The following is a 21,528-nucleotide window of genomic DNA, read 5'->3' on the forward strand; positions in this document are numbered from 1 at the left end:
GATGACCTGTTGGAGGTTCGTCGGCTTCTAGGGCGACGAACCTCCAACAACTGACGAGGCGGTCAGGCGTCGACCGTCACGGCCGTGTCCGCGTCCGGATGCAGGTCGAGGACGCCGATCCGGCCGGCGTTGCGGAGGTCCGCGGCGGCTGCGGCGATCCTGTCAAGCTCGGCTTGCGCCCCGCGCACGGTGACCCGGGACAGCTCTGCCTTCATGGACAGCTTGCGAGCCGACTTCGCTCCGCGGACGGCCGCGAGAACGGTGCTGATCGCGCTCAGGAGGGCTGGGTCGCCGTCCAGGTGGGCGAACTCCTCGCCGCTCGGCCACGACGCACGGTGGATGGAACCTTCCTGCCACCATGACCAGACCTCCTCGGTCACGAACGGCATGTACGGCGCGAAGAGCCGCAGCTGCACCGACAGGGCGAGTGTCAAGGCCGCCTTGGCAGACGTACTCCCCGCGTTGTTCGCAGCGCCGTTACCCGCACCGTCCTCGTCACCCAGACCGGCGTACGCACGATCCTTCACGAGTTCCAGGTAGTCGTCGCAGAAGTCCCAGAAGAACCTCTCGGCCGTCTCCAGGGCGCTCGTGTAGTCGTACACGTCGAGTGATTCCGTCGCCGCCCGCACCACCTCGGCGAGGCGGGTGAGCATGGCACGGTCGAGCGGCTCGGTCACCTGCGTGGGATCGGGCGCCGCCGAGCCGAGTCCGAGCACGAACCTGCTGGCATTGAGGATCTTCGTCGCGAGCCGCCGGCCGACCTTCATCTGCGCCTCGTCGAACGGCGAGTCCAGACCCGGCCGGGCACCGGCTGCCCGCCAGCGCACTGCGTCGGTGCCGTAGCGGTGCAGCACGTCGATCGGCGTACTGGCGTTGCCGGTCGACTTGCCCATCTTCTTGCGGTCGGGGTCCACCACGAAGCCCGAGATCGCCGCACGCTTCCACGGCAGCGAGTCGTGTGCGAGGTGGGAACGCACGACGGTGTCGAAGAGCCAGGTCCGGATGATGTCGTGGGCCTGGGCGTGCAGGTCCATCGGGAAGGTCTTCGCCCACAGGTCCGGGTCGCGTTCCCACCCGCAGATGATCTCCGGCGTCAGGGACGAGGTGGCCCAGCTGTCCATGACGTCAGGGTCGGCGATGAACCCACCGGGAACGCCACGCTGGTCTGCGCGGTAGCCGTCGGGAACGTCCGAGGTCGGGTCGATCGGCAACCGGTCCTCACCAGGCAGGAGCGGCCGGTCGTAGTCCGGATCGCCCGCGGCGTTCAGGGGATACCACACCGGGAACGGCACCCCGAAGAACCGCTGCCGGCTGATCAACCAGTCGCCGGTCAGCCCTTCGACCCAGTGTTCGTACCTGTGGCGCATGAAGTCAGGGGTCCAACCCAGCTCGCGACCACGCGCAAGGAGAGCTTGACGTAGCGTCGGATCCGTTCCACCGTTACGGATGTACCACTGCCGGCTGGTCACGATCTCGAGCGGCAGCTCGCCCTTCTCGTAGAACTTCACCGGATGGGTGATCTCACGAGGTTCGCCGATCATCTCACCGGACTCGCCCAACAGCTCGACCATCCGCCGCTGTGCCTGCTTGACGGTGCGGCCGGCGAGTTCCGCGTACGCCGTTTTCCCTTGTGGGGCAAGGCCTTCTGGCGGATCGGCGAGGAACCGTCCGTTACGTCCGATCACCGCGCGGATCGGCAGGTCGAGCTCGCGCCACCAGGTGACGTCGGTGGTGTCGCCGAAGGTACAGATCATGGCGATCCCGGTGCCCTTCTCGGGATCGGCCAGCCGATGGGCGAGGACCGGGACCCGCGCACCGAACACCGGCGTACGCACGGTCGATCCGAACATCGGCTGGTAGCGCGCGTCATCTGGATGCGCGACGAGTGCGACGCAGGCAGGCAGGAGTTCGGGCCGGGTGGTCTCGATCTCGATCGTGCGGGGGTACTCGTTCGGGCGGGCGTTGTCAGAGCCTTCGTCGGCGTGGAACGCCACACGGTAGAAGGCTCCGGGGCGTTCCCTGTCGTCGAGTTCGGCCTGGGCGACCGCGGTCTGGAACGTCACGTCCCACAAGGTCGGCGCCTCCGCCTGGTAGGCCTCGCCGCGGGCCAGGTTGCGAAGGAACGCCCGCTGCGACACCTGGCGGGCGGGTGCGCCGATCGTCGTGTAGAGCTGCGACCAGTCGACCGAGAGCCCGACCTGACGCCAGAGTCGCTCGTAGGCCTGCTCATCCTGCAGGGTCAGGGTTTCGCAGAGTTCGATGAAGTTCCGCCGGGAGATGGCGGTCTGCTGGTCGCGGATCGCCTTGGGCCGCTGGTTGCGCGGCGTCGCGACGAGGTTCGGGTCGTACGCCAACGACGGATCGCACCTGACGCCGTAGTAGTTCTGCACCCGGCGTTCGGTGGGCAGGCCGTTGTCGTCCCAGCCCATGGGGTAGAAGACCTCGCGTCCGCGCATGCGCTGGAAGCGGGCCACGATGTCGGTGTGGGTGTAGGAGAAGACGTGGCCGACGTGCAGGTCGCCGGACGCCGTGGGCGGGGGCGTGTTGATCGAGAAGATCTGCCCGGCCGGCGCTGCGGGGTCGAACCGGTAGGTGTCGTTGGCGTCCCAGGAGTGCAGCCACTTGTCCTCGAGACCGTCGAGGGAGGGCCGGTCGGGAACCTGGATGGGCGTGGACATGTCTGCAGGCAGCATGGATGGCTCACCTTCGAGATGTCGCGGCACGCGTCGTGGGCGTGCCACGGCAAAAGGTCGGAAGAACGAGAGGGGTCGGAGAGCGCTCAGAGGCGCGTGGCTACTCGCGCCCGCGCGCTGCCGACGCGGGCGTGGACGCTGTGAGGGTGCGCTCCGTTGGCCATCGGGGCCAATGCTAACCCAAAGCCTCGACCCACCGCAGTTCTACTACCGTACGTAGTACTACAATGCGGAGAATCCTGCATGCCCACCCGACGGAGGAAGCGCGATGATCGGCGTCCTGGTGACCGTGCTCGTGGTGCTGGGACTGGTGTTTTCCGTTGGTTCGTTGCTGACCGGCCTGCTCAACCGGATCTCGGGGATCGTTCTGGTCGGCGGAGCCGCGCTGCTGGAGCTCGCGCTGATCGGCCAGCTCATCGCCGCGGTCGTGCTGATGCTGAGCGGTGAGCGGCCGACGGAGTTCGCGACGTTCCTCGCGTACCTCATCGTCTCGGTGCTCGTGCTGCCGATCGCTGTCCTGTGGGCCGCGTCGGAACGCAACCGGTGGAGCGGCGTGGTCCTCGGGGTCGGCGGACTGGTCGTCGTCGTTCTCGTCGTACGCCTGCAACAGGTGTGGGCCGGTGTCTGACGGGCTCGAGACCCCTGACCGGCCTCGACGACCCGGCGCGCCGGCGCCGGGCGGCGGCCACCCCAGGTCGACCCGGTCCGGGCCCGGCCGGGTGCTCGTCGCGGTGTACGCGGTCTTCGCGGTGGCCGCCAGCGCCCGGGCGGCGGTCCAGATCGCGTCGCGGTTCGATGAGGCGCCGGTGGCCTACGCACTCTCGGCGTTCTCGGCCATCGTCTACGTGGTGGCGACCGTCGCCCTGGCCCGTGGCGGTCGGGTCGCCCGGCCGGTCGCGTACGCCGCGTGCGGGATCGAACTCGCGGGGGTCCTTGCGATCGGGACGTTCAGCGTCCTCGACCCGGCGGCGTTTCCGGACGAGACGGTGTGGTCGGCATACGGGCGCGGCTACCTCTTCATCCCGCTCGTCCTCCCCGTCCTCGGCCTGCTCTGGCTCCGTCGCACTGCCCGCGGCTGACGCTGGCCATGGCAGGTGACCGCTCCTGGCCTGGTCGGCTGGGCTTGTGGGCTGTGGGGCAGGTGTCGGTGCCTGTGGGGTGGTGAGTGGCCTGGCTGGCTGGGTTTGTGGGCCTGGATGCGGGCCTCGGTGATCGAGGGAGGACCGGCTGGCACTCGGTGATCGAGGGGCTCGGCTACTGGCCTGGTCGGCTGGGCCTGTGGCCTCGGACGAGGCATCGGCGCCTGGTCATGTGACCACCAGCATGGGCAGCGTGGTCATTTACCGCAGGTGCTTCACCCGCGTCTCGGCGGACTCGTCGACGGCGACGATCTCGTACCCCTCTGAGGCGTAGAGGCGGGCGGCCGGGTTGGCACGCTCCACGCTCAGGCTCAGCCGGGAGACTCCGGCGGCCCTGGCCCGGTCGGCGATCCCGCGCAGCAGGGCCCGCCCGAGGCCACGGCCGCGCCACGACGCCACGACGGCGATGCCGATCTCGGGTACGTCGTCGGCCACGTAGCCGTAGCCCGGCTCGGCTGACGAGAAGTACCGCCACCACGCCGCCCCGATCGGCACAGGACCCGTGCCGATCGAACCCGAACCGGTGTCTGTCGACCCCGAAACCGGCCCGGTCGACCCCGAACCGGCGCGGGTCGACCCGGGACCCGCGCCCGTCGCGGAGGGACCTCCGCCGCTCGCGGTACCCGACGTCTGGGCGATCACCCCCTCCTCACCGGCCGCCGGCCAGCCTTCGACGTACTTCGCGAGCGCCGGATCGGCCAGCAACTGCGCCATCGTGAAGGGGGTCCGGTCGGGATCCCAGTTGAACGCCTCCAGCGTCATCAGCGCGATGAAGTCGGCGTCGCTGTCCGTCGCCGGTCGTACGACATAGGAGGATTCCGTCGGCTCGCTCACCCGCACGAGTCTGCCGCCGACCCGCCCGACCGCCATCGCGGGGTGGGGCGGGAGGGTCCCTACACTGCACCGCATGAGTGCGCCCGAGCGTCCCGATCCCTCCCCGCAGGCCCCAGCACCGGCTCCCGCGCAGGCCCCAACCTCAGCGCAGCCCCCGGCTCGCACGCCCGCGCGCGAACTGCCTCAGGCGTTCGCCCCTGCCGAGGTCGAGCAGCGGTTGTACGACCGGTGGATCGAGCGCGGGTACTTCTCCGCGGGTGGCGAGGGCTCGGACAAGCCGGCGTACTCCATCGTCATCCCACCGCCCAACGTCACCGGCTCCCTGCACGTCGGCCACGCGCTCGACCACACGATCCAGGACGTCCTGATCCGCCGCCGCAGGATGCAGGGCTACGACGCCCTCTGGCTCCCGGGCATGGACCACGCCGGCATCGCCACCCAGAACGTCGTCGAACGCGAACTCGCCAAGGAAGGACTCTCCCGCCACGACCTCGGCCGGCAGGCGTTCGTCGAGCGCGTCTGGCAGTGGAAAGCCGAGTCCGGTGGCGCGATCCTCGGCCAGATGCGCCGGCTCGGCGACTCGGTCGACTGGAGCCGCGAGTGCTTCACGATGGACGAGAGCCGTTCGCGCGCCGTGCTCACGATGTTCAAGCGGTTGTACGAGGACGACCTGATCTACCGCGCCGAACGCATCATCAACTGGTGTCCCCGCTGCCTCACCGCACTGTCCGACATCGAGGTCGAGCACTCCGACGACGACGGCGAGCTGACGTCGATCCGCTACGGCGAAGGGGACGCCTCCGTCGTCGTCGCGACGACGAGACCCGAGACGATGCTCGGCGACACGGCGGTGGCCGTCCACCCGAGCGACGAGCGGTACGCCCACCTGGTCGGCACCGAGGTGGAGCTGCCGCTGACCGGGCGGCGGATCCCGATCGTGGCCGACGTCCACGTCGACCCGGAGTTCGGCACCGGCGCGGTCAAGGTCACGCCGGCGCACGACCCCAACGACTTCGAGATCGGCCAGCGGCACGACCTGCCGAGCATCACGATCATGGACGAGCACGGGGTGATCACCGCCCACGGTCCGTTCCAGGGGCTGGACCGGTTCGAGGCACGTCCCGCCGTCGTCGCCGCGCTGCGGGAGCAGAGCCGGATCGTGAAGGAGGTACGCCCGTACCGCCACGCCGTCGGCCACTGCCAGCGCTGCGACACGGTGGTCGAGCCCCGAGTCTCGTTGCAGTGGTTCGTCCGGGTGGAGCCGCTGGCCGCGGCCGCGAGCGACGCCGTACGCGACGGCCGGATCGAGATCCACCCGCCCGAGATGGCGAAGCGGTACTTCTCCTGGGTCGACCACATGCACGACTGGTGCATCTCCCGCCAGCTGTGGTGGGGGCACCGGATTCCCGTCTGGTACGGCCCAGCCGGCGAGGTCGTGTGTGTCGGCCCGGACGACGAGCCTCCCACCGGCGACGGCTGGACACAGGACGAGGACGTGCTCGACACCTGGTTCTCGTCCGGGCTGTGGCCGGTGTCGACGCTCGGCTGGCCCGACGAGACGCCCGACCTCGCGCGCTACCACCCGACCAGCGTTCTGGTCACCGGCTACGACATCCTCTTCTTCTGGGTGGCGCGGATGGCGATGTTCGGGCTCTACGCCATGCAGGACAAGGGCCCCGTCCACTCCGTCCCCTTCAGGACCGTCGTCCTCCACGGCATGGTCCGCGACGCCCACGGCAAGAAGATGTCGAAGTCGTTCGGCAACGTCGTCGATCCGCTGGACTGGATCACCCGCTACGGCGCGGACGCGACGCGGTTCACCCTGGCCCGCGGCGCCAACCCCGGCGCCGACGTACCCGTCAGCGAGGAGTGGTGCCAGGGCTCGCGCAACTTTGCCACCAAGCTGTGGAACGCGACCCGCTTCGCGCTGATGAACGGTGCCGATCCCGCCCTGCCGCTGCCGCCCGCCGACCAGCGGTCGGCCGCCGACCGGTGGATCCTGTCTCGGCTGCACCGGTTGATCGGCGACGTCGACGCGTCGTACGAGACGTACGAGTTCGCGAAGGTGTGCGAGGCGATCCAGGCATTTGCGTGGAGCGAGTTCTGCGACTGGTACCTCGAGCTTGCCAAGACGACCTTGACAGCGGGCGGTGCGGCGGCTGACGGCACGCGGGCGGTCCTTGGACACGTGCTCGACCGCCTGCTGCGGCTGCTCCACCCGGTGATGCCGTTCGTGACCGAGGAGCTGTGGCTCGCCGTCACGAGAGGCGAGTCGGTGGTCGTCGCGGAGTGGCCGGCCGCCGACCCGTCGTATGCCGATGACGAGGCGGAGGCGGAGATCGGGTCACTGCAGCGGCTGGTGACCGAGGTCCGGCGCTTCCGGTCCGACCAGGGCCTGAAGCCTGGTCAGCGCGTGCCGGCCCAGCTGGTGGGGATCAACGCGACCGTTCTCGCGTCCCATGAGCGGGCCATTCGTACCCTCCTGCGGCTCGAGGCGCCCGGTGACGGCTTCTCGCGGACGGCGTCGGTGCTGATCGAGAACGTCACCGTCGAGCTCGACACCGCCGGCACGATCGACGTCGGCGCCGAGCGCAAGCGCCTGGAGAAGGACCTCGGCAGCGCCCGCAAGGAGCGGGACCAGGCGGGCCGGAAGTTGGGCAACGCGGACTTCCTGGCGAAGGCGCCGGCCGCCGTGGTGGAGAAGGTCCGCGGCCAGCTCGCGTCGGCCGACGCCGAGATCGCCCGGATCGAGAGCCAGCTGGCCGGCCTGCCCGAGGGCTGACGGGATGCCACGGATTCGCCAGCGGCGAATCCCGTGGCATCCGCGTGCTCCACGTGACAGACTGTGGGCATGGCTAAGCGGAACCTCACCGTCCAACTCGACGAGGAAACAATCGCCAAGGCCCGCGTCCTCGCCGCGAACCGCGGCACGTCGGTGAGTCGGCTGGTCGCTCAGCAGATCGAAGATCTCACCGCCGCTGACGAGCGCTACAACGAGGCGTGGCGGATCGCGCGGGAGTCGCTCGAGGACGCCACTCACGGGGGAGGCCGGAACTGGAAGCGCGAAGATCTCTACGACCGTTGACGCTGGTGCCTCCACTGACCTTCGTCGACACCAACATCCTGGCCTATGCCTACGATCTGGACGAGGCGAAGAAACGACCAATCGCCCTGGAGGCGCTGGACATCCTCTGGCGCACAAAGGCCGGCGTCGTCAGCACGCAAGTTCTGCAGGAGTTCTACAACACGGCGACGCGGCGTTTCCGGCAGCCGCTGTCGCATGCAGCTGCGCGCAGGGTGCTTCGCGGCTACTCCGGATGGCCAGTGGTATCGCCCGACGCTGCGTTGATCCTCGCTGCGTCGGAGTTGCACGAGCGGCATTCGGTGTCGTTCTGGGACGCCCTGATCGTCGAGGCTGCCCGACGTGCCGGTGCGAGCAGGTTGCTCACCGAGGACCTCCAGCACGGCCGAACGTTCGGCGCTCTCACCGTGGAGAACCCCTTCGCCGACGCCTCCGGCTAACGGCACGTCGGTGGACGCGTGATGGTGCGGCCACCAGCCGGCGCGCCGCCAGCTCGATGAACCCCCTCTCACCGCGTGGGCCGACCGGCGCGGAACAATACGTGGGTGACCCAGACAGCGATCGAAGGCAGGCATGGCCAGTCCTGAGGAGCGTGCGAACGCGAAGACCACCGGTTCGGCGTACGTCGAGGCGGAGAAGGCACTGCTCGGTCGGCTCGCCGAGCACAAGTCGATCGAGCGACCCGACATCAACCGGATCCGCCACCTCTGCGAACTGCTCGGCGACCCGCAGCACTCGGCCCCGGTCATCCACATCACCGGTACGAACGGCAAGACCACCACGGCCCGGATGATCGACGCCCTGCTGGTGGCGTTCGGCCTGCGGACAGGGCGGCTCACGAGCCCGCACCTGGCCGAGGTACGCGAGCGGATCAGCCTGTCGGGCGAGCCGGTGGAGCCGGACCGCTTCGTCGAGGCGTACGCGGAGCTCGCCCCCTTCCTCGAACTCGCCGATGCCCGGCTCGACCGGCCCCTGTCGTTCTTCGAGGCCTCCACAGCGCTGGGCTTCGCGGTCTTCACCGACGCTCCGGTCGACGTCGCCGTGCTCGAGGTCGGTCTCGGCGGCCGATGGGACACCACCAACGTCGCCGATGGCAAGGTGGCCGTGGTCACGCCGGTCGCGGTGGACCACGCGAAGTACCTCGGGAGTACGCCGGCGGAGATCGCGGAGGAGAAGGCCGGCATCATCAAGCCGGGCGCCGTTGCGGTGATCGCCCAGCAGGAGCTGGAGGTCGCCGAGGTCCTGATGCGCCGGGCCGCCGAGGTCGGCGCGAGCGTGGCGCGGGAGGGGCTGGAGTTCGGCGTCGTCGAACGTGAGCTCGCCGTGGGCGGGCAGCAGGTCACGATCCAAGGGCTGTCCGGGACGTACGACGGGATCTACCTCCCGCTGCACGGCGTCCACCAGGCGCACAACGCCGCGTGCGCGCTCGCCGCGGTCGAGGCGTTCCTCGCAGGTGGCGTGACCGAAGGCGAGGGCCTGGACGCCGAGCTGGTCCGGGCCGGCTTCGCGGCGGTGAGCTCACCCGGTCGGCTGGAGGTCGTACGCCGGAGCCCGGCGGTCGTGCTCGACGCCGCCCACAACCCGCATGGCGCGCGGGCGACAGCGGCCGCGGTGGGGGAGGCGTTCTCGTTCGAGCCGCTCGTCGGCTGTGTCGCGATGATGCAGGACAAGGACATCGAAGGCGTGCTGGAGGCGTTCGAGCCGGTGATGGACCGGATCGTGTGTACGCAGAACTCCACCGCCCGGGCGATGCCCGCCGCTGAACTGGCCGAGGTCGCCGTCGACATCTTCGGCGAGGACCGGGTCGAGACGGCCGCGGGCCTCGACGACGCGATCGACCTCGCGGTCCGGCTCGCCGAAGAACAGAGCACCGCCCTCGGCAGCGGCGGCGTCCTCATCACAGGGTCCGTCATCACCGCCGGCGAGGCGCGGGTCCTGCTCGGGGCCGGGTGAGTTGGCGGTCATGCGTCCGGTCCTGTCGGCGATCCTGGTGTTCGAGGCGATCATCGTCGCGCTCGCGATTCCGGTCGCGGTCGCACTGAGTGGTGTGGACGGAGGGCTCGCCGGCGCGGTGGGTGCGGGACTCGCGGTGGCGTGCCTCGTGGTGACGGGTCTGCTGCGCTACCGGGTGGGGCGGATCGCCGGCTCGGTGTTGCAGGTCATCGCGATCGGGCTGGGGTTCGTCGTACCGCTGATGTTCCTCCTCGGGGCGATCTTTGCCGTGCTGTGGTTCGTGTGCCTGCGCCTCGACCGGCGGATCACGGCGGAACGCGCGGAGCGCGAGAACGCTGAACGTGAGGGTGCCGGGCGTGAGGGCGCGGAGCGTGAGGGCGCGGAGCGTGAGGGCGCGGAGCGCGAGAACGCGGAGCGCGAGAACGCAGAACGTGAGGGCGCAGAGGGCGCGCGGGCTGAACCGGAGGGCGGGCAGCGGCGAGACCCGGATACGTGAGGGGCGCGCGGTGAGCGTGGCCGCACCGACCCGTTACGCTGCGCACGTTTGATCGCCTCTGGAGGAGTTGACGCGTGTCCGAGCGCACCCTGGTCCTACTCAAGCCCGACGCCGTACGCCGGGGTCTTGTCGGCGAGATCCTTGGCAGATTCGAACGCAAGGGGCTCACCCTTGTCGCCATGGACCTGCGGACGATCGACGGTGCCATGTCGGACCGGCACTACGCCGAGCATGTGGAGAAGGCGTTCTACCCGCCGTTGCGCGACTTCGTGACGAGTGGTCCGCTGGTGGCCGCGGTACTCGAGGGTGACGAGGCGATCGAGGTCGTACGCCTGATGTGCGGTGCGACGGACGCCCGCAAGGCCGCGGCGGGGACGATCCGGGGAGACCTCGCCCTGTCCAATCGAGAGAACCTCGTCCACGGCTCAGACTCGCCCGAGTCGGCGAAGCGTGAGATCGCCCTCTGGTTCCCCCACCTCGCCTGACGGCCTGTTCTCCTCCGCGAACGTCCCGCCGGCGCCGCCTCCCCGTGATCATGATCGTGATCATGAAGCTTTGGCGTACGTATTGCCCCGTTTCTCTTCATGGTCCGGTTTCGCTTCATGACCGCGCTATGGCCCGGTCTCGCTACCCGGTCTCGCTACCCGGTCTCGCTACCCGGTCTCGCTACCCGGTCTCCTTCACGGTCCGGAGTCGGAGGTCGCGGAACCACGATCATGAACGCAAACAGAATGGTGAACGTCACGCGGACCTATGGCCAGCCCCGTTTACTTTCATGATCACGATCATGATCACAAGGGGATCAGCATTCGTCGGAGGGTAGGCATCCTGGGGGGTAGGCAACTGTCAACGAACCCGCGAAGGGATCAGGCCGCTCAGCCGGAAGCGAGAGCGCGGACCCGGCGGACGACCTCCTCGGGCCCCAGCGCCTGCGCCACCGCGAAGAGGTCCGGACTCCGCGTCGAACCCGTGAGCGCCACCCGGATCGCCTGCGCCGCCTCACGAATCGACCCCGGATAGGCGTCCGGATCCCGCTTGTACTCCTTCGCGTTCTTGGCGAACCCGTGCCGCGCGGCCAGCGCCCGGATCTGACCGAACCACTCCTGCGGATCGTCGAGTGGCTGGTAGCCGGACGCGAACTCCTCCGCCACCGTGCGTACGAGCTCCGGCGCCAGCCCACCGAGCCGCGGATCGGCGGCGTCGGAGACGACCTCGAACAGCCCCGGGAAGAAGAAGCCGTACGCCGGACGGAAGTCCGACCACTTGCGCAGGTCCTTGCGCGGGTTGTCGACCCCTTCCCGTTCGACCGCGAGGGCACGCAGCGCCAGGTCGCGCTCGCCGTCCAGCACCGCCCGCACCGGTGGGTCGTAGGTCGCGGCCCACTCCTTGACCGCCTCCAGAATCGTCTCGCCGGACAGGGCGGCGATGTGGTCGGCACTGATGTCCTCGAGCTTCACGACGTCGAAGAGTGGACCCGCGACCCCGAACTCGGCCAAAGAGATGGGCGTCGCCAGCGCCTCGTCCAGCGGCAGGTCGGCGAGCCGCCCGTTGGCCAGTCCGCGCAGGTAGTGGAGCACCGCCTCCCGGGGATATCCGGCCTCGATGTAGAAGTCGACCGACATCTCCGGGTCCTTGCGCTTGGACAGCTTGCGCTTGCTGCCCCCCTCCTGCTTGAGGAGTGGCGCGATGTGGGCGTACTCCGGCGGCTCGAAGCCCAACGCCTCGAACAGCTGCAGGTGCAGCGGCACCGACGAGATCCACTCCTCGCCTCGGATCACGAGGTTGACCCGCATCAGGTGGTCGTCGACGGCGTGCGCGAAGTGGTAGGTCGGCAGCCGTGGCTCGGTGTCGGACGACTTGAGGATCACGGCGTCGTTGCGGTTGGCCTCGTGCTCCAGCGGGCCGCGGATCGCGTCGACGAAGCGGGCCCGCGCACCGGTCTCGCCCGGCGAGCGGAAGCGCACGACGTACGCCTCCCCGGCGGCGAGCCGCTTCTCGACCTCCTCCGCGGGCGCATCGCGCCACGTCGCCCATTTGCCGTAGTAGCCCGTGGGAAGCCGCGCCGCCTGCTGTGCTTTCGTGGTGCGCTCGAGGTCCTCCTTGGTGGCGAAGCAGAGGTAGGCCTTGCCTTGGCGGAGCAGCTCACGGACGTACGACTGGTAGATGAGGGAGCGCTGTGTCTGCCGGTACGGACCATAGGCCCCGGACTCTCCGTGTCCGGCGACGTCTTCTGCCTCGTCCGGCGTGATCCCGAAGTACGCGAACGCCCGCTCGAACTGCTCGAGTGCCCCCGCGACCTCCCGCGCCTGGTCGGTGTCCTCGACGCGGAGGATGTACACACCGTCGGTGGAGTGTGCGATGTCGCGGTCGATCATGGCGACGTACATGAGACCGATGTGCGGCGAGCCGGTGGGCGACGGACCGACCCGGGTGACCTTCGCTCCCTCGGGCAGGTCGCGCGGTGGAAAGCGCTGCTCCCAGTCCGCCGGCTCCGGAAGGTCGGCGGGAAAGAGGGCGTCGACGGCGGCGCGGTCGAGCATCGGTGGCGGCTCCACATTCTGGAAGGGCATGGCTTCGTCGGGGCTTCGTCGGGGCGGGCTCGGTTCTCCGGTGGGGGTTCGGCGCGCGACCGGAGACAGCGCCCGCGTACGAAGTCTCTCAGGACCCGGTTGTCGCGATTCGAGTGGTCACCGGAGTCGATCAGGAATCGAGGACCTGTACTGTCCGCGAGCCGTCGTACGGTGCCGGGCATGACCTACCTCAAGTCTGACCTGGTCGGCCTGTCCGACTACGCGTGGAGCCGGCTGCGGACCCGGCTCACGGGGCTCACGGACGAGGAGTACCTCTGGGATCCCGCGCCCGACTGCTGGTCCGTGCGCGCGGTGGGGGACGGGACCTTCGCCATGGACTCGGCGGCTCTGCCGCCGGAGCCCGCGCCCTTCACCACGGCCGCCTGGCGGATCAGCCACGTCATCGACGTTCTCCAGGCCGCGCGTACGGCGACCTGGGTCGACGTGGCGCCGACGCCTGAGGACGGCGAACCGGCCGTGCCCGGCACCGCGGCCGACGCACTGCGGGCGCTCGACCGCGCCCACACTGCCTGGCGCCGCCGGTTGACGGCGGTCGACGAGGACGGGCTGGGTACGACGATGGGCCCGATCGCCGGTCCGTACGCCGCACACACGCGGCTGTCGTTCATCCTGCACATCCTCGACGAGCTCATCCACCACGGTGCCGAGATCGCGGTCGTGCGCGACCTCTACCGTGCGAGTCGGCCGCGGGAGCCGTTCGTTGCCGCCTGCCTGGGGGGTGACATGGCAGTGGCCAAGGCGTTGTGGGCCGCCGATCCCGGCGTGGTCGACGTGGCGCGGTCCGGCCAACCGGACCTGCTGCGTCTGGCCGCCGCCCGCCAGCGGTGGGATGTCGTACGCCTGCTCGTCGAACTCGGGTTTCCGGTCAACCTCGCGGCGGGCGAACCGGGTGCGTCGGCGCTCCACTACGCCGCCGGGGCGGGCGAGGTCGAGGTGGTCAGGCTTCTCGTCGAGCGCGGTGCCGACCGGGGTGTCGCGGATCCGACGTTCAGCGACACTCCGCGGGGCTGGGCGGCGCACTTCGGCCACGACAAGGTAGCGGCCTATCTCGACGCTCTGCAGGCGTAGCGCGCGCCGCTGCAAATGACCACGCTGAGCAGGTGTGTGGTAGCCGGCAGCGTGTCGGTGCCTGTCCCGGTGTACAGGCGCCTTGCTCGGCCCGGAGATTGACCACGTTGAGCAGGCTTGTGGGACTCCGCAAAGTGTCGGCGCCTGTTTCGGCGAGCAGACGCCTGGTTGGCGCGGTGAGTGACCTTGGTGTGCAGGCTTGTGGAGCCTGAGTGACCTTGGTGTGCAGGCTTGTGGAGCCTGAGTGACCTAGGCAAGCAGGCTTGTGGAGTCCCGCGGCGCGTGGTGCCTGTTCGGGCGAGCAGACGCATGCTCAGCGTGGTCATTCTCCGGCGTTCGCCGCCCTATTGCCCGGCGCTCACGGTCATCCGCGGCGACCTGCAGGTCTTGCGCAGGGTTCACCTGCTGGCGGGCGGCTGGTGGCCGAAGCGGGTGGGCGTACGTGTCGACGTGTGGACGGCCGGGTCGGTTCTGCGCTGAGCGACCGCGGGCACGGCGGGCGCCGGCTCGATCTGCGCCTCCGCCTCGCCGGCCTCGCGCATCCGCGCGACCAGCCGCGCCCGCAGGTCGTCCGCCACCTTGCGGTGCGACGGCATCCCCGCCAGGTTGACCAGTTCGTACGGATCGTTGGCGAGGTCGTAGAGCGCCGTCTCCACGTACCGGGTCCCAGCGGCGTCGTTCCACGGGTGCGCGTCGGGGTCGACGACGTAGTACTTCCACCGGGACGTACGCACCGCCCGGCCCACTTCGGACTCGCTGACCTGGACGAACACCTCCTCCGGCCATTCGGCCGCAGGGTCGCGCAGCAACGGCAGGAACGACCGCCCCTGCATCTGCGCCGGCACCTCCAACCCCGCCGCGTCGAGCAGCGTCGGCGGTAGGTCGATCGTGCTGACCGGCCGATCCAACGCACCGCCGCCGTCGAAGCCCGGACCCCGCAGGGCCAGCGGCACCCGGATCGAGGCGTCGTGGCAGGACCGCTTGTACTCCGTGTTCCGGGTCTTGAAGTGGCTGCCGTGGTCGGAGGTGAACGCCACGATCGTGTCGTCGGCCAGTCCCATGCTCCGCAGCGCGTCGAGCAGCCGGCCAAACCCCTCGTCGATCCTGCGTACTTGTCCGCAATAGCCACCGAGGTGCTGGTGCGCCGTGCCGAGCCCTTTCGCCGACAGCGCGGCCAGGTCGGGCGGCATCCACCTGCCCTGGTAGCGCTCCGCGTAACCCTCGGGCGCCGGATAGGTGTCGACCTCGTTCTGGTGGTGCGGCTCGATCAGCGAAAGGAAGAGGTAGAACGGCGTGGCCGCGCCGGAACCGTCGGGCGACGAGCGATCGGCAACGAACCGGATCGCCGCGTCGATCAACGCGTCGGACCGGTAGCCGGGCAGCATCACCGGCGTACCGGAGTCGTCGAACACTGTGGTGCGGTAGGCGTCGGAAACGAACTCCAACACGTTGGCCCCAAGCCACGACTGGTAGTTGCCGCGCTGCGCCTCCGGCACGGGTTCGGTATTGGCGAGGTGCCACTTGCCGATGTAGCCGGTCGCGTAGCCGGCCGATCCGAAGTGGTGGGCGAGCGTGCGGGCGTCGTCGGGAAGTATGCGGCCGTTGCGATAGACGCCGGACGTCGTGGGATAGACCCCGGTCTGGATCGCCGCACGGGCGGGTGCGCACACCGGCTGTGGTGTGAACGCCTGTACCGCATGGGTTCCGGCCCGCGCCAGCGCATCGAAATTCGGCGTGAGGTCGAGCGGGTTCCCGTGCACGCCGGTCGTGTCCCAGCGCTGCTGGTCGGTGAAGACCACGATGACGTTGGGACGTCTGGCCGGGGAACTCGACGGCGTGGGCGAATCTGATGGCATCGACGAACCTTTCGCAGGGGGTTGGGGCGACGGCGTGGCGTGGGAAGCCCGGCTCACACTGATACCACTCGAGGCATCAGGCCGAGCCGCGGCGGATGAAGGACCAGGGAGTGAGGCGTTCGCGCCCTGGCAGCGGTGTGTCGCGCAGGACGCGGTCGAACAACAGGCGTGCGACCTCCGCGTAGTCCTGCGCCGCCGGTCCGACGGTGCTGAGGGTGGGTCTGGTGACGACGCCCTCCTCCAGGTTGCCGACCCCGATCACGGCCACGTCCTCTGGTACGGCGAGCCCGGCATCAACCGTGGCACGGATCGCGCTGATGGCGGCCCGGTCCGACGCCGCGAAGATCGCGTCCGGCCGGTCGGGCCGGGCAAGGAGATCCGTCACGGCCCGGTAGCCGGCAACGCGCGAGTTCGCCCCCGGCACGATGATCTGCTCGGTAGCAGGGACGCCGTGGCGTTCGAGGGCGTCGACGTACGCGGTCCGGCGTTCAGATGCTTCCTCGGCTGCCACCTCGTGCGCGTGCCCGACGAAGGCGATCCGTCGCCGGCCACTCCGGAAGAGATGGTCAAGAGCATCGCCGCACGCCTGGCGTTCCGGGGCTCGTACGACATCGAAGCCGTCCGGCCTCACGCTGTTGCTCATCACGACCAACGGGAGTCCCGCGCGGGCAAGGCTGGCGAGAGTGTCCTCCTGCATGTGCGGGACGGAGGATGCGATGACGGCGCCGTCGGCGATCCGCTGGCGCAGGAGATCGACGGCCTTGAGCGCCCGAGCAGGCGTGTCGACGACGAGTGTGATCACGCCGTAGCCGGCATCGTCGGCACTGGCGTGCAGGTCGATCGCGAGTTCGTCATAGGCGGGTACGCCGATGGATCCCACGACCAGAACGACCCGTTCAGTTCGCCGGCGTCGCAGGCTGCGGGCGGACTGGTTGGGTGCGTACGCCAGTTGCTGGGCGGCAGCCAGTACCCGATCCCTCGTCTGGGCGCTGACCCGGCGGTCGTCTCGTCCGTTCATGACGTAGGAAACGGTCGCGACCGAGACGCCGGCGAGTTCGGCGACGTCCCGTGAGGTCGGATGCTGGCGACCTGGCATGGTTATACGTTTAAGGAGGCGACCTCCAGGGTCAACCCCCTGTCCGCCACCGGGCACCGGGGCCATCACGGATGCAAAAGTACGCGGTCTACGAGCCGGCACACGAAGCGGCACGGCCGCCGTGAGTGCCGGCGAAGCGCGCGGGCCTGGTCAGGATACGAGGGCGGACCCCGAGCCGAAGACCGCCGGCGGCGGCGCTCCTCGGCCGGCGGGCCGCCTCGGGGCTCCAGGCTCCGCCTCAGCGGCAGAGCCGACCTTGACCTCGGCCTCGGGCCCGACCGCACCGGCCCTGACCTCGGGCTCAGGTTCAGCCTCGGGCTCAGGTTCAGCCTCAGCCTCAGGTTCGTCCGCGACCTCAGCGTCCGGCTCCGGCGTGGCGGGAGCGGCGCCAGGGATGATCGTGCGCGACACGGTGACCGGAACGCTGAGTGCCACCTCGGCGCTGTCGTCACCTGCCAGGGGTGGCGTGCCGACCTGAACGGGCGCGGAGTCGGCGGCGCCGAGCGCCCTCGCCCGCGCGACCCAGGTCTCGACATCGGCGAGGGTCAGGTCGGCGCCAGTGGGGAGCAGCAAGAACGCAGCCATGCGCCTATGGTGCCATCCGCCAGCCCCTGCGCCGATCACGCCTTGCCGGGAACCCCGACGGCGACCCTCCAACTGGTTGGGGGTGCCCGCCCCTGTGGCGGAGCCGCGCTGGTGGGGGGTGCCCCTGTGGCGGAGCCGGGCTGGTGGGGGGTGCCCCTGTGGCGAACCCATTGGTCGGGGTGCCCCTCTTCCACGTGAGGGGAGCGGTGGACGCGCCGCCCCTCAGAGCCAGCCGCGGATCTTGAAGAAGGCGTAGAGGATCAGCCCCACCACGAACATCAGTCCGAGCGCGAACGGATAGCCATAGGCCCAGTCCAGCTCGGGCATGGAGGCGAAGTTCATGCCGTAGACCGTGCCCACCAGCGTCGGCGCGAAGATGATGGCGGCCCATCCCGAGATCCGCTTGACCTGTTCGTTCTGCTCGAAGCTTGCCTCGGAGAGCCGCTTCATCTCCTCGTTCTGCCTCTGGGCGACGAGCGCGGAGTTGACGGTCAGCATGGACCCCAGCAGTTGCCGGAACGAATCAACCCGCTCCGCGACCCGTACCGCGTGGTCCCGGACGTCACGCAGCAACCGACGCAGCTCGAGGTCGACGGCGTACTTGTCGAAACCTGCCATCAGGGCGTCGAGCACCTCGACCAGCGGCCGGCACGCCCGGTCGAACTCGATCACCTCGCGGGAGAGCTGGTAGACCCGGCGGGACACCTCGATCTCGCCGCCGAAGACCTCGGTCTCGATCTCGTCCAGGTCGTGCTGCAGGCCCCGGAGGACGGGCTGATAGTCGTCGACGACCTGGTCCATGATCGCGTAGAGCACGGCCTCCGGACCCATCTTCAACAGGTCCGGCTGTCCCTCCAGGCGACTGCGTACCGGCTTCAGCTCGGGCGCGGGGCCGTGCCGGATGGTGACCACGAAGTCGGGCCCGACGAACACGTGCAGCTCGTCGATCTCGACGACCTCTTCGTGGTCGACGTAGCGGGCCGGCCGCAGGACCACGAACAGCGTGGTGCCGTAGCGTTCGAGCTTCGGTCGCTGGTGGGCGTGCACCGCGTCCTCGACGGCGAGCTCGTGCAGGCTGAACTCCCGGGCGACTGACCTGATCTCGTCGTCGTCGGGTCGGTAGAGCCCGATCCACCCCATGCCGCCACTCTGGCGGAGCAGGTCGTAGGTCTGGTCGAGCGACTCCGGCTCCATCCGGTGCCCGCCCGCGTAGATCGCGTTGTCGACGACGCTCATTGCGGTCCTTTGTGTCAGCGGCTCCTACTCGGGTGCCATTGTGCCCGCAATGTCGTACGCATTCCGGCTGCCGAGCCGGCGTGGTCTTCGGTGTCGTCCGGATGCCGCCTCTACCTCGGCGTAACTCTGGCGCTACGCACTGCCGCCGGCGAGGAAGGTCGCGAACTCGGCGGGCGTCCGCACCCCGTGGTTCAGGACGGCGTCGTAGACCTCCATGCCGCCGACCTCGTACGGATAACAGTCCAGGCGATGCCACACGTCCTTGATCCACAAGACGGCGAGGCGTGTCTCGTCCGTGAGCCGCTCGCGGAGCCGCCCCGCGTCGATGAACTCGCCCCGAGGTCCGGCGTCGGTCCAGAAGGACAGATCGATCTTCCACTCCTGGTCCCCGGCGCCGAGGTAGTGGAGGACGGCGTAGTAGCGCTGGTCGTGGGTGCCGCCTGACGGGCTGCGGGGACCCACCTCGTTCCGGTACTCCGCCTCGAGCAGGCGCGGATCGGCGAGCAGGTCGCGGAGCGCTGTCGCCACGTCACGGCCAGGCTCCGCACCGGTGCAGTAGATGCTGAGGTCGAGGTCACGCCACACCATCAACCCGGACGCCGCGCTGCCGATCGGCACCACCCGCCCCACCTGGCCGAGTACGACGTCGAGCCTGAGGTCGGCGCTCACCTGCCCCGCCTCGGCCTGGAGATCGTCCTGCCGCTGGAGCAGTTCGGCGACGCGGGCGGGATCGAGGGCCCGATCCGCCGCCGCGGCGTCCGCCTCGGTCCGCGGAGCTTCCGGGTTCCCGGTCCCGGTTACGCTGTCTGCTTCGTACGACCCCACCGATACCTCCGACCCACTGAGTTCTCCGACCCCATCGAGCCTCGAGTCCAAACCTGACGATCTGGCCCTCGGACCCAGGTATTTCCGCTACAGATCCACAGAGTGTTGCGTACATCCCGCCCCGGAGGCACCACGAAAATGTCCGTCGAGTCGCTCTTCCCCCGGTTGGAACCGCTGTTGCCGCAGGTGCAGAAGCCGATCCAGTACGTCGGCGGCGAGCTGAACTCGACCGTCAAGGACTGGGACGCGGCGCAGGTCCGCTGGGCGTTGATGTACCCCGACGCCTACGAGGTGGGCCTGCCCAACCAGGGCATCCAGATCCTCTACGAGATCCTGAACGAACGCGACTGGATCCTCGCCGAGCGCACGTACTCCGTCTGGCCCGACATGGAGCGGGTGATGCGGGAACACGGCATCGGCCAGTTCACGGTCGACGGGCACCGCCCGGTCCAGGCGTTCGACGTCCTTGGTGTGTCGTTCGCGACCGAGCTGGGCTACACGAATCTCCTCACGGCGCTCGATCTCGCCGGCATCCCGCTGGAGTCGCGGGACCGTACCGACGCGCACCCGATCGTGCTGGCGGGCGGGCACTCGGCGTTCAACCCCGAGCCGATCGCCGACTTCCTCGACGCCGCGGTCCTGGGCGACGGTGAGGAGATCGTCCTGGCGATCAGCGAGGTGATCCGCGAGTGGAAGGCCGAGGGTGGCCCAGGCGGGCGGACCGAGCTGCTGCGTCGCCTCGCCGCGTCCGGCGGTGTCTACGTACCAGCCTTCTACGACGTCGACTATCTCCCGGACGGACGCATCAAGCGGGTGGTTCCCAACCGCAGTGGCATCCCGATGCGCGTCGTCAAGCACACGTTGACAGACCTCGACGAGTGGCCGTACCCGAAGAAACCCCTTGTGCCGTTGGCCGAAACCGTGCACGAGCGGTACTCGGTCGAGATCTTCCGCGGTTGTACGCGCGGTTGCCGGTTCTGCCAGGCGGGCATGATCACCCGGCCCGTCCGCGAACGCAGCATCACCACGATCGGGGACATGGTCCAGCAGGGCATCGAGGCGTCGGGCTTCGAGGAGGTCGGGCTCCTGTCGCTGTCGAGCGCCGACCACTCCGAGATCGGCGACGTCGCCAAGGGCCTTGCGGACCGGTACGAAGGCAGCAACGTCTCGCTGTCGCTGCCGTCCACCCGCGTCGACGCGTTCAACGTGACGCTGGCCAACGAACTCTCCCGCAGCGGCCGGCGGTCCGGGCTGACCTTCGCGCCAGAAGGCGGCAGCGAACGCCTTCGCAAGGTGATCAACAAGATGGTGTCCGAGGAGGACCTCATCCGTACCGTCAGCACGGCCTACGCCGGCGGCTGGCGCCAGGTGAAGCTCTATTTCATGTGCGGGCTCCCGACCGAGACCGACGAGGACGTCCTCGAGATCGCCGACCTCGCCCGCAAGGTCATCGCGGCCGGGCGTGAGGCGACCGGCCGGCGCGACATCCGGTGCACGGTGTCGATCGGTGGGTTCGTCCCCAAGCCGCACACGCCGTTCCAGTGGGCGGGCCAGGCGTCGTGGGAGGTCGTCGACGCGCGGCTGGCGAAGCTTCGCAAGGCGATCCGGAGTGACCGGAACTACGGCAAGGCGATCGGTCTGCGCTACCACGACGGCCAACCGTCGGTGATCGAAGGGCTCCTGTCGCGCGGCGACCGTCGGGTCGGTCGGGTGATCCGGGCGGTCTGGGACGGCGGTGGCCGCTTCGACGGGTGGAGCGAGCACTTCTCCTACGACCGCTGGGTGAAGGCGTGCGAGGAGGCGCTCGCGGACGAACCGGTCGACCTCGACTGGTACACCACGCGGGAGCGGGAAGCGGCGGAGGTCCTGCCCTGGGACCACCTGGACGCAGGGCTCGACCGCGAGTGGCTCTGGGAGGACTGGCAGGACGCCCTCGACGAGGTGGAGGTCGACGACTGCCGCTGGACGCCGTGCTTCGACTGCGGTGTCTGCCCGCAGATGGGTACGGAGATCCAGATCGGCCCGACCGGCAAGAAGCTCCTCCCCATCGCCGCCGTCTCCCACAGCTGAGTGC

18 protein-coding genes are annotated in these 21,528 nt (G+C 69.4%); 10 read left to right on the forward strand and 8 right to left on the reverse strand.

All coding sequences use genetic code 11. The features are described from left to right. Positions 1–62: 62 nt before the first annotated feature. Positions 63–2,693 carry a valine--tRNA ligase gene (gene valS, locus ABNF93_RS03660; protein WP_349326082.1) on the reverse strand — a complete coding sequence of 877 codons (2,631 nt, stop codon included), beginning with the start codon at positions 2,691–2,693 and terminating at the stop codon, positions 63–65. A gap of 268 nt (positions 2,694–2,961) precedes the next feature. Here valS and ABNF93_RS03665 point away from each other — a divergent pair, with 268 nt between their 5' ends. Together ABNF93_RS03665 and ABNF93_RS03670 are read left to right on the forward strand one after the other, a co-directional pair. After that, a complete protein-coding gene (locus ABNF93_RS03665; RefSeq protein WP_349326083.1) occupies positions 2,962–3,321 on the forward strand; it encodes a hypothetical protein in 360 nt (119 codons plus the stop codon). Further along, complete coding sequence (locus tag ABNF93_RS03670; RefSeq protein WP_349326084.1) at positions 3,314–3,772, forward strand: hypothetical protein; 459 nt, start codon at positions 3,314–3,316, stop codon at positions 3,770–3,772. Before ABNF93_RS03665 ends, ABNF93_RS03670 begins: the two co-directional genes overlap by 8 nt. A gap of 261 nt (positions 3,773–4,033) precedes the next feature. Here ABNF93_RS03670 and ABNF93_RS03675 read toward each other — a convergent pair whose 3' ends face one another. Then, positions 4,034–4,666 carry a GNAT family N-acetyltransferase gene (locus ABNF93_RS03675; RefSeq protein WP_349326085.1) on the reverse strand — a complete coding sequence of 211 codons (633 nt, stop codon included), beginning with the start codon at positions 4,664–4,666 and terminating at the stop codon, positions 4,034–4,036. Positions 4,667–4,739: 73 nt separating this feature from the next. Here ABNF93_RS03675 and ABNF93_RS03680 point away from each other — a divergent pair, with 73 nt between their 5' ends. From ABNF93_RS03680 to ndk, 6 genes are all read left to right on the forward strand, one after another. Then, entirely contained in the window at positions 4,740–7,448 is a 2,709-nt protein-coding gene (locus ABNF93_RS03680) for a valine--tRNA ligase (protein ID WP_349326086.1), read from the forward strand. A gap of 69 nt (positions 7,449–7,517) precedes the next feature. After that, positions 7,518–7,751 (forward strand): DUF6364 family protein, encoded by a 234-nt coding sequence (locus ABNF93_RS03685; protein ID WP_349326087.1) that lies wholly within the window; start codon positions 7,518–7,520, stop codon positions 7,749–7,751. A 5-nt stretch (positions 7,752–7,756) separates the two neighbouring features. Continuing rightward, the gene (locus tag ABNF93_RS03690; RefSeq protein ID WP_349326088.1) at positions 7,757–8,188 is read left to right on the forward strand and encodes a PIN domain-containing protein; all 432 of its coding nucleotides are present in this window, start codon (positions 7,757–7,759) and stop codon (positions 8,186–8,188) included. A gap of 133 nt (positions 8,189–8,321) precedes the next feature. Beyond that, a complete protein-coding gene (locus ABNF93_RS03695; RefSeq protein WP_349326089.1) occupies positions 8,322–9,701 on the forward strand; it encodes a bifunctional folylpolyglutamate synthase/dihydrofolate synthase in 1,380 nt (459 codons plus the stop codon). Positions 9,702–9,711: 10 nt separating this feature from the next. Next, entirely contained in the window at positions 9,712–10,197 is a 486-nt protein-coding gene (locus ABNF93_RS03700) for a DUF4233 domain-containing protein (RefSeq protein ID WP_349326090.1), read from the forward strand. Between the two features lie 74 nt (positions 10,198–10,271). Further along, complete coding sequence (gene ndk, locus ABNF93_RS03705; RefSeq protein ID WP_349326091.1) at positions 10,272–10,682, forward strand: nucleoside-diphosphate kinase; 411 nt, start codon at positions 10,272–10,274, stop codon at positions 10,680–10,682. A 390-nt stretch (positions 10,683–11,072) separates the two neighbouring features. Here the strand turns inward: ndk and ABNF93_RS03710 are convergent, their stop codons facing one another. After that, a complete protein-coding gene (locus ABNF93_RS03710) occupies positions 11,073–12,737 on the reverse strand; it encodes a glutamate--tRNA ligase (protein ID WP_349326092.1) in 1,665 nt (554 codons plus the stop codon). A 210-nt stretch (positions 12,738–12,947) separates the two neighbouring features. Between ABNF93_RS03710 and ABNF93_RS03715 the strand changes: the two genes are divergently transcribed. Further along, a complete protein-coding gene (locus ABNF93_RS03715) occupies positions 12,948–13,856 on the forward strand; it encodes a DinB family protein (protein WP_349326093.1) in 909 nt (302 codons plus the stop codon). A 398-nt stretch (positions 13,857–14,254) separates the two neighbouring features. On the opposite strand, the gene ABNF93_RS03720 is transcribed toward ABNF93_RS03715, so the two are convergent. The 5 genes from ABNF93_RS03720 to ABNF93_RS03740 form a co-directional block, all read right to left on the reverse strand. Continuing rightward, a complete protein-coding gene (locus ABNF93_RS03720) occupies positions 14,255–15,712 on the reverse strand; it encodes a sulfatase family protein (protein WP_349326094.1) in 1,458 nt (485 codons plus the stop codon). A 76-nt stretch (positions 15,713–15,788) separates the two neighbouring features. After that, on the reverse strand, positions 15,789–16,808 hold the full coding sequence (locus tag ABNF93_RS03725) for a LacI family DNA-binding transcriptional regulator (RefSeq protein ID WP_349326095.1): 1,020 nt from the start codon (positions 16,806–16,808) through the stop codon (positions 15,789–15,791). Between the two features lie 150 nt (positions 16,809–16,958). Further along, positions 16,959–17,393 (reverse strand): hypothetical protein, encoded by a 435-nt coding sequence (locus tag ABNF93_RS03730; protein ID WP_349326096.1) that lies wholly within the window; start codon positions 17,391–17,393, stop codon positions 16,959–16,961. 222 nt (positions 17,394–17,615) lie between these two features. Beyond that, a complete protein-coding gene (locus tag ABNF93_RS03735; RefSeq protein ID WP_349326097.1) occupies positions 17,616–18,629 on the reverse strand; it encodes a magnesium and cobalt transport protein CorA in 1,014 nt (337 codons plus the stop codon). Between the two features lie 132 nt (positions 18,630–18,761). Beyond that, complete coding sequence (locus tag ABNF93_RS03740; RefSeq protein ID WP_349326098.1) at positions 18,762–19,454, reverse strand: hypothetical protein; 693 nt, start codon at positions 19,452–19,454, stop codon at positions 18,762–18,764. 138 nt (positions 19,455–19,592) lie between these two features. Here ABNF93_RS03740 and ABNF93_RS03745 point away from each other — a divergent pair, with 138 nt between their 5' ends. Then, on the forward strand, positions 19,593–21,524 hold the full coding sequence (locus ABNF93_RS03745) for a TIGR03960 family B12-binding radical SAM protein (protein WP_349326099.1): 1,932 nt from the start codon (positions 19,593–19,595) through the stop codon (positions 21,522–21,524). The last annotated feature ends 4 nt before the right edge of the window (positions 21,525–21,528 follow it).

The sequence above is a fragment of the Actinopolymorpha sp. B9G3 genome, assembly GCF_040120725.1.
GTDB lineage: Bacteria > Actinomycetota > Actinomycetes > Propionibacteriales > Actinopolymorphaceae > Thermasporomyces.

Bases quoted from the DNA above. Each gene is read 5' to 3' on its own strand.
- valS (WP_349326082.1), bottom strand. From the start codon at position 2,693: ATGCTGCCTGCAGACATGTCCACGCCCATCCAGGTTCCCGACCGGCCC.
- ABNF93_RS03665 (WP_349326083.1), top strand. From the start codon at position 2,962: ATGATCGGCGTCCTGGTGACCGTGCTCGTGGTGCTGGGACTGGTGTTT.
- ABNF93_RS03680 (WP_349326086.1), top strand. From the start codon at position 4,740: ATGAGTGCGCCCGAGCGTCCCGATCCCTCCCCGCAGGCCCCAGCACCG.
- ABNF93_RS03685 (WP_349326087.1), top strand. From the start codon at position 7,518: ATGGCTAAGCGGAACCTCACCGTCCAACTCGACGAGGAAACAATCGCC.
- ABNF93_RS03695 (WP_349326089.1), top strand. From the start codon at position 8,322: ATGGCCAGTCCTGAGGAGCGTGCGAACGCGAAGACCACCGGTTCGGCG.
- ABNF93_RS03700 (WP_349326090.1), top strand. From the start codon at position 9,712: ATGCGTCCGGTCCTGTCGGCGATCCTGGTGTTCGAGGCGATCATCGTC.
- ABNF93_RS03710 (WP_349326092.1), bottom strand. From the start codon at position 12,737: ATGCTCGACCGCGCCGCCGTCGACGCCCTCTTTCCCGCCGACCTTCCG.
- ABNF93_RS03715 (WP_349326093.1), top strand. From the start codon at position 12,948: ATGACCTACCTCAAGTCTGACCTGGTCGGCCTGTCCGACTACGCGTGG.
- ABNF93_RS03720 (WP_349326094.1), bottom strand. From the start codon at position 15,712: ATGCCATCAGATTCGCCCACGCCGTCGAGTTCCCCGGCCAGACGTCCC.
- ABNF93_RS03725 (WP_349326095.1), bottom strand. From the start codon at position 16,808: ATGCCAGGTCGCCAGCATCCGACCTCACGGGACGTCGCCGAACTCGCC.
- ABNF93_RS03730 (WP_349326096.1), bottom strand. From the start codon at position 17,393: ATGGCTGCGTTCTTGCTGCTCCCCACTGGCGCCGACCTGACCCTCGCC.
- ABNF93_RS03735 (WP_349326097.1), bottom strand. From the start codon at position 18,629: ATGAGCGTCGTCGACAACGCGATCTACGCGGGCGGGCACCGGATGGAG.
- ABNF93_RS03745 (WP_349326099.1), top strand. From the start codon at position 19,593: ATGTCCGTCGAGTCGCTCTTCCCCCGGTTGGAACCGCTGTTGCCGCAG.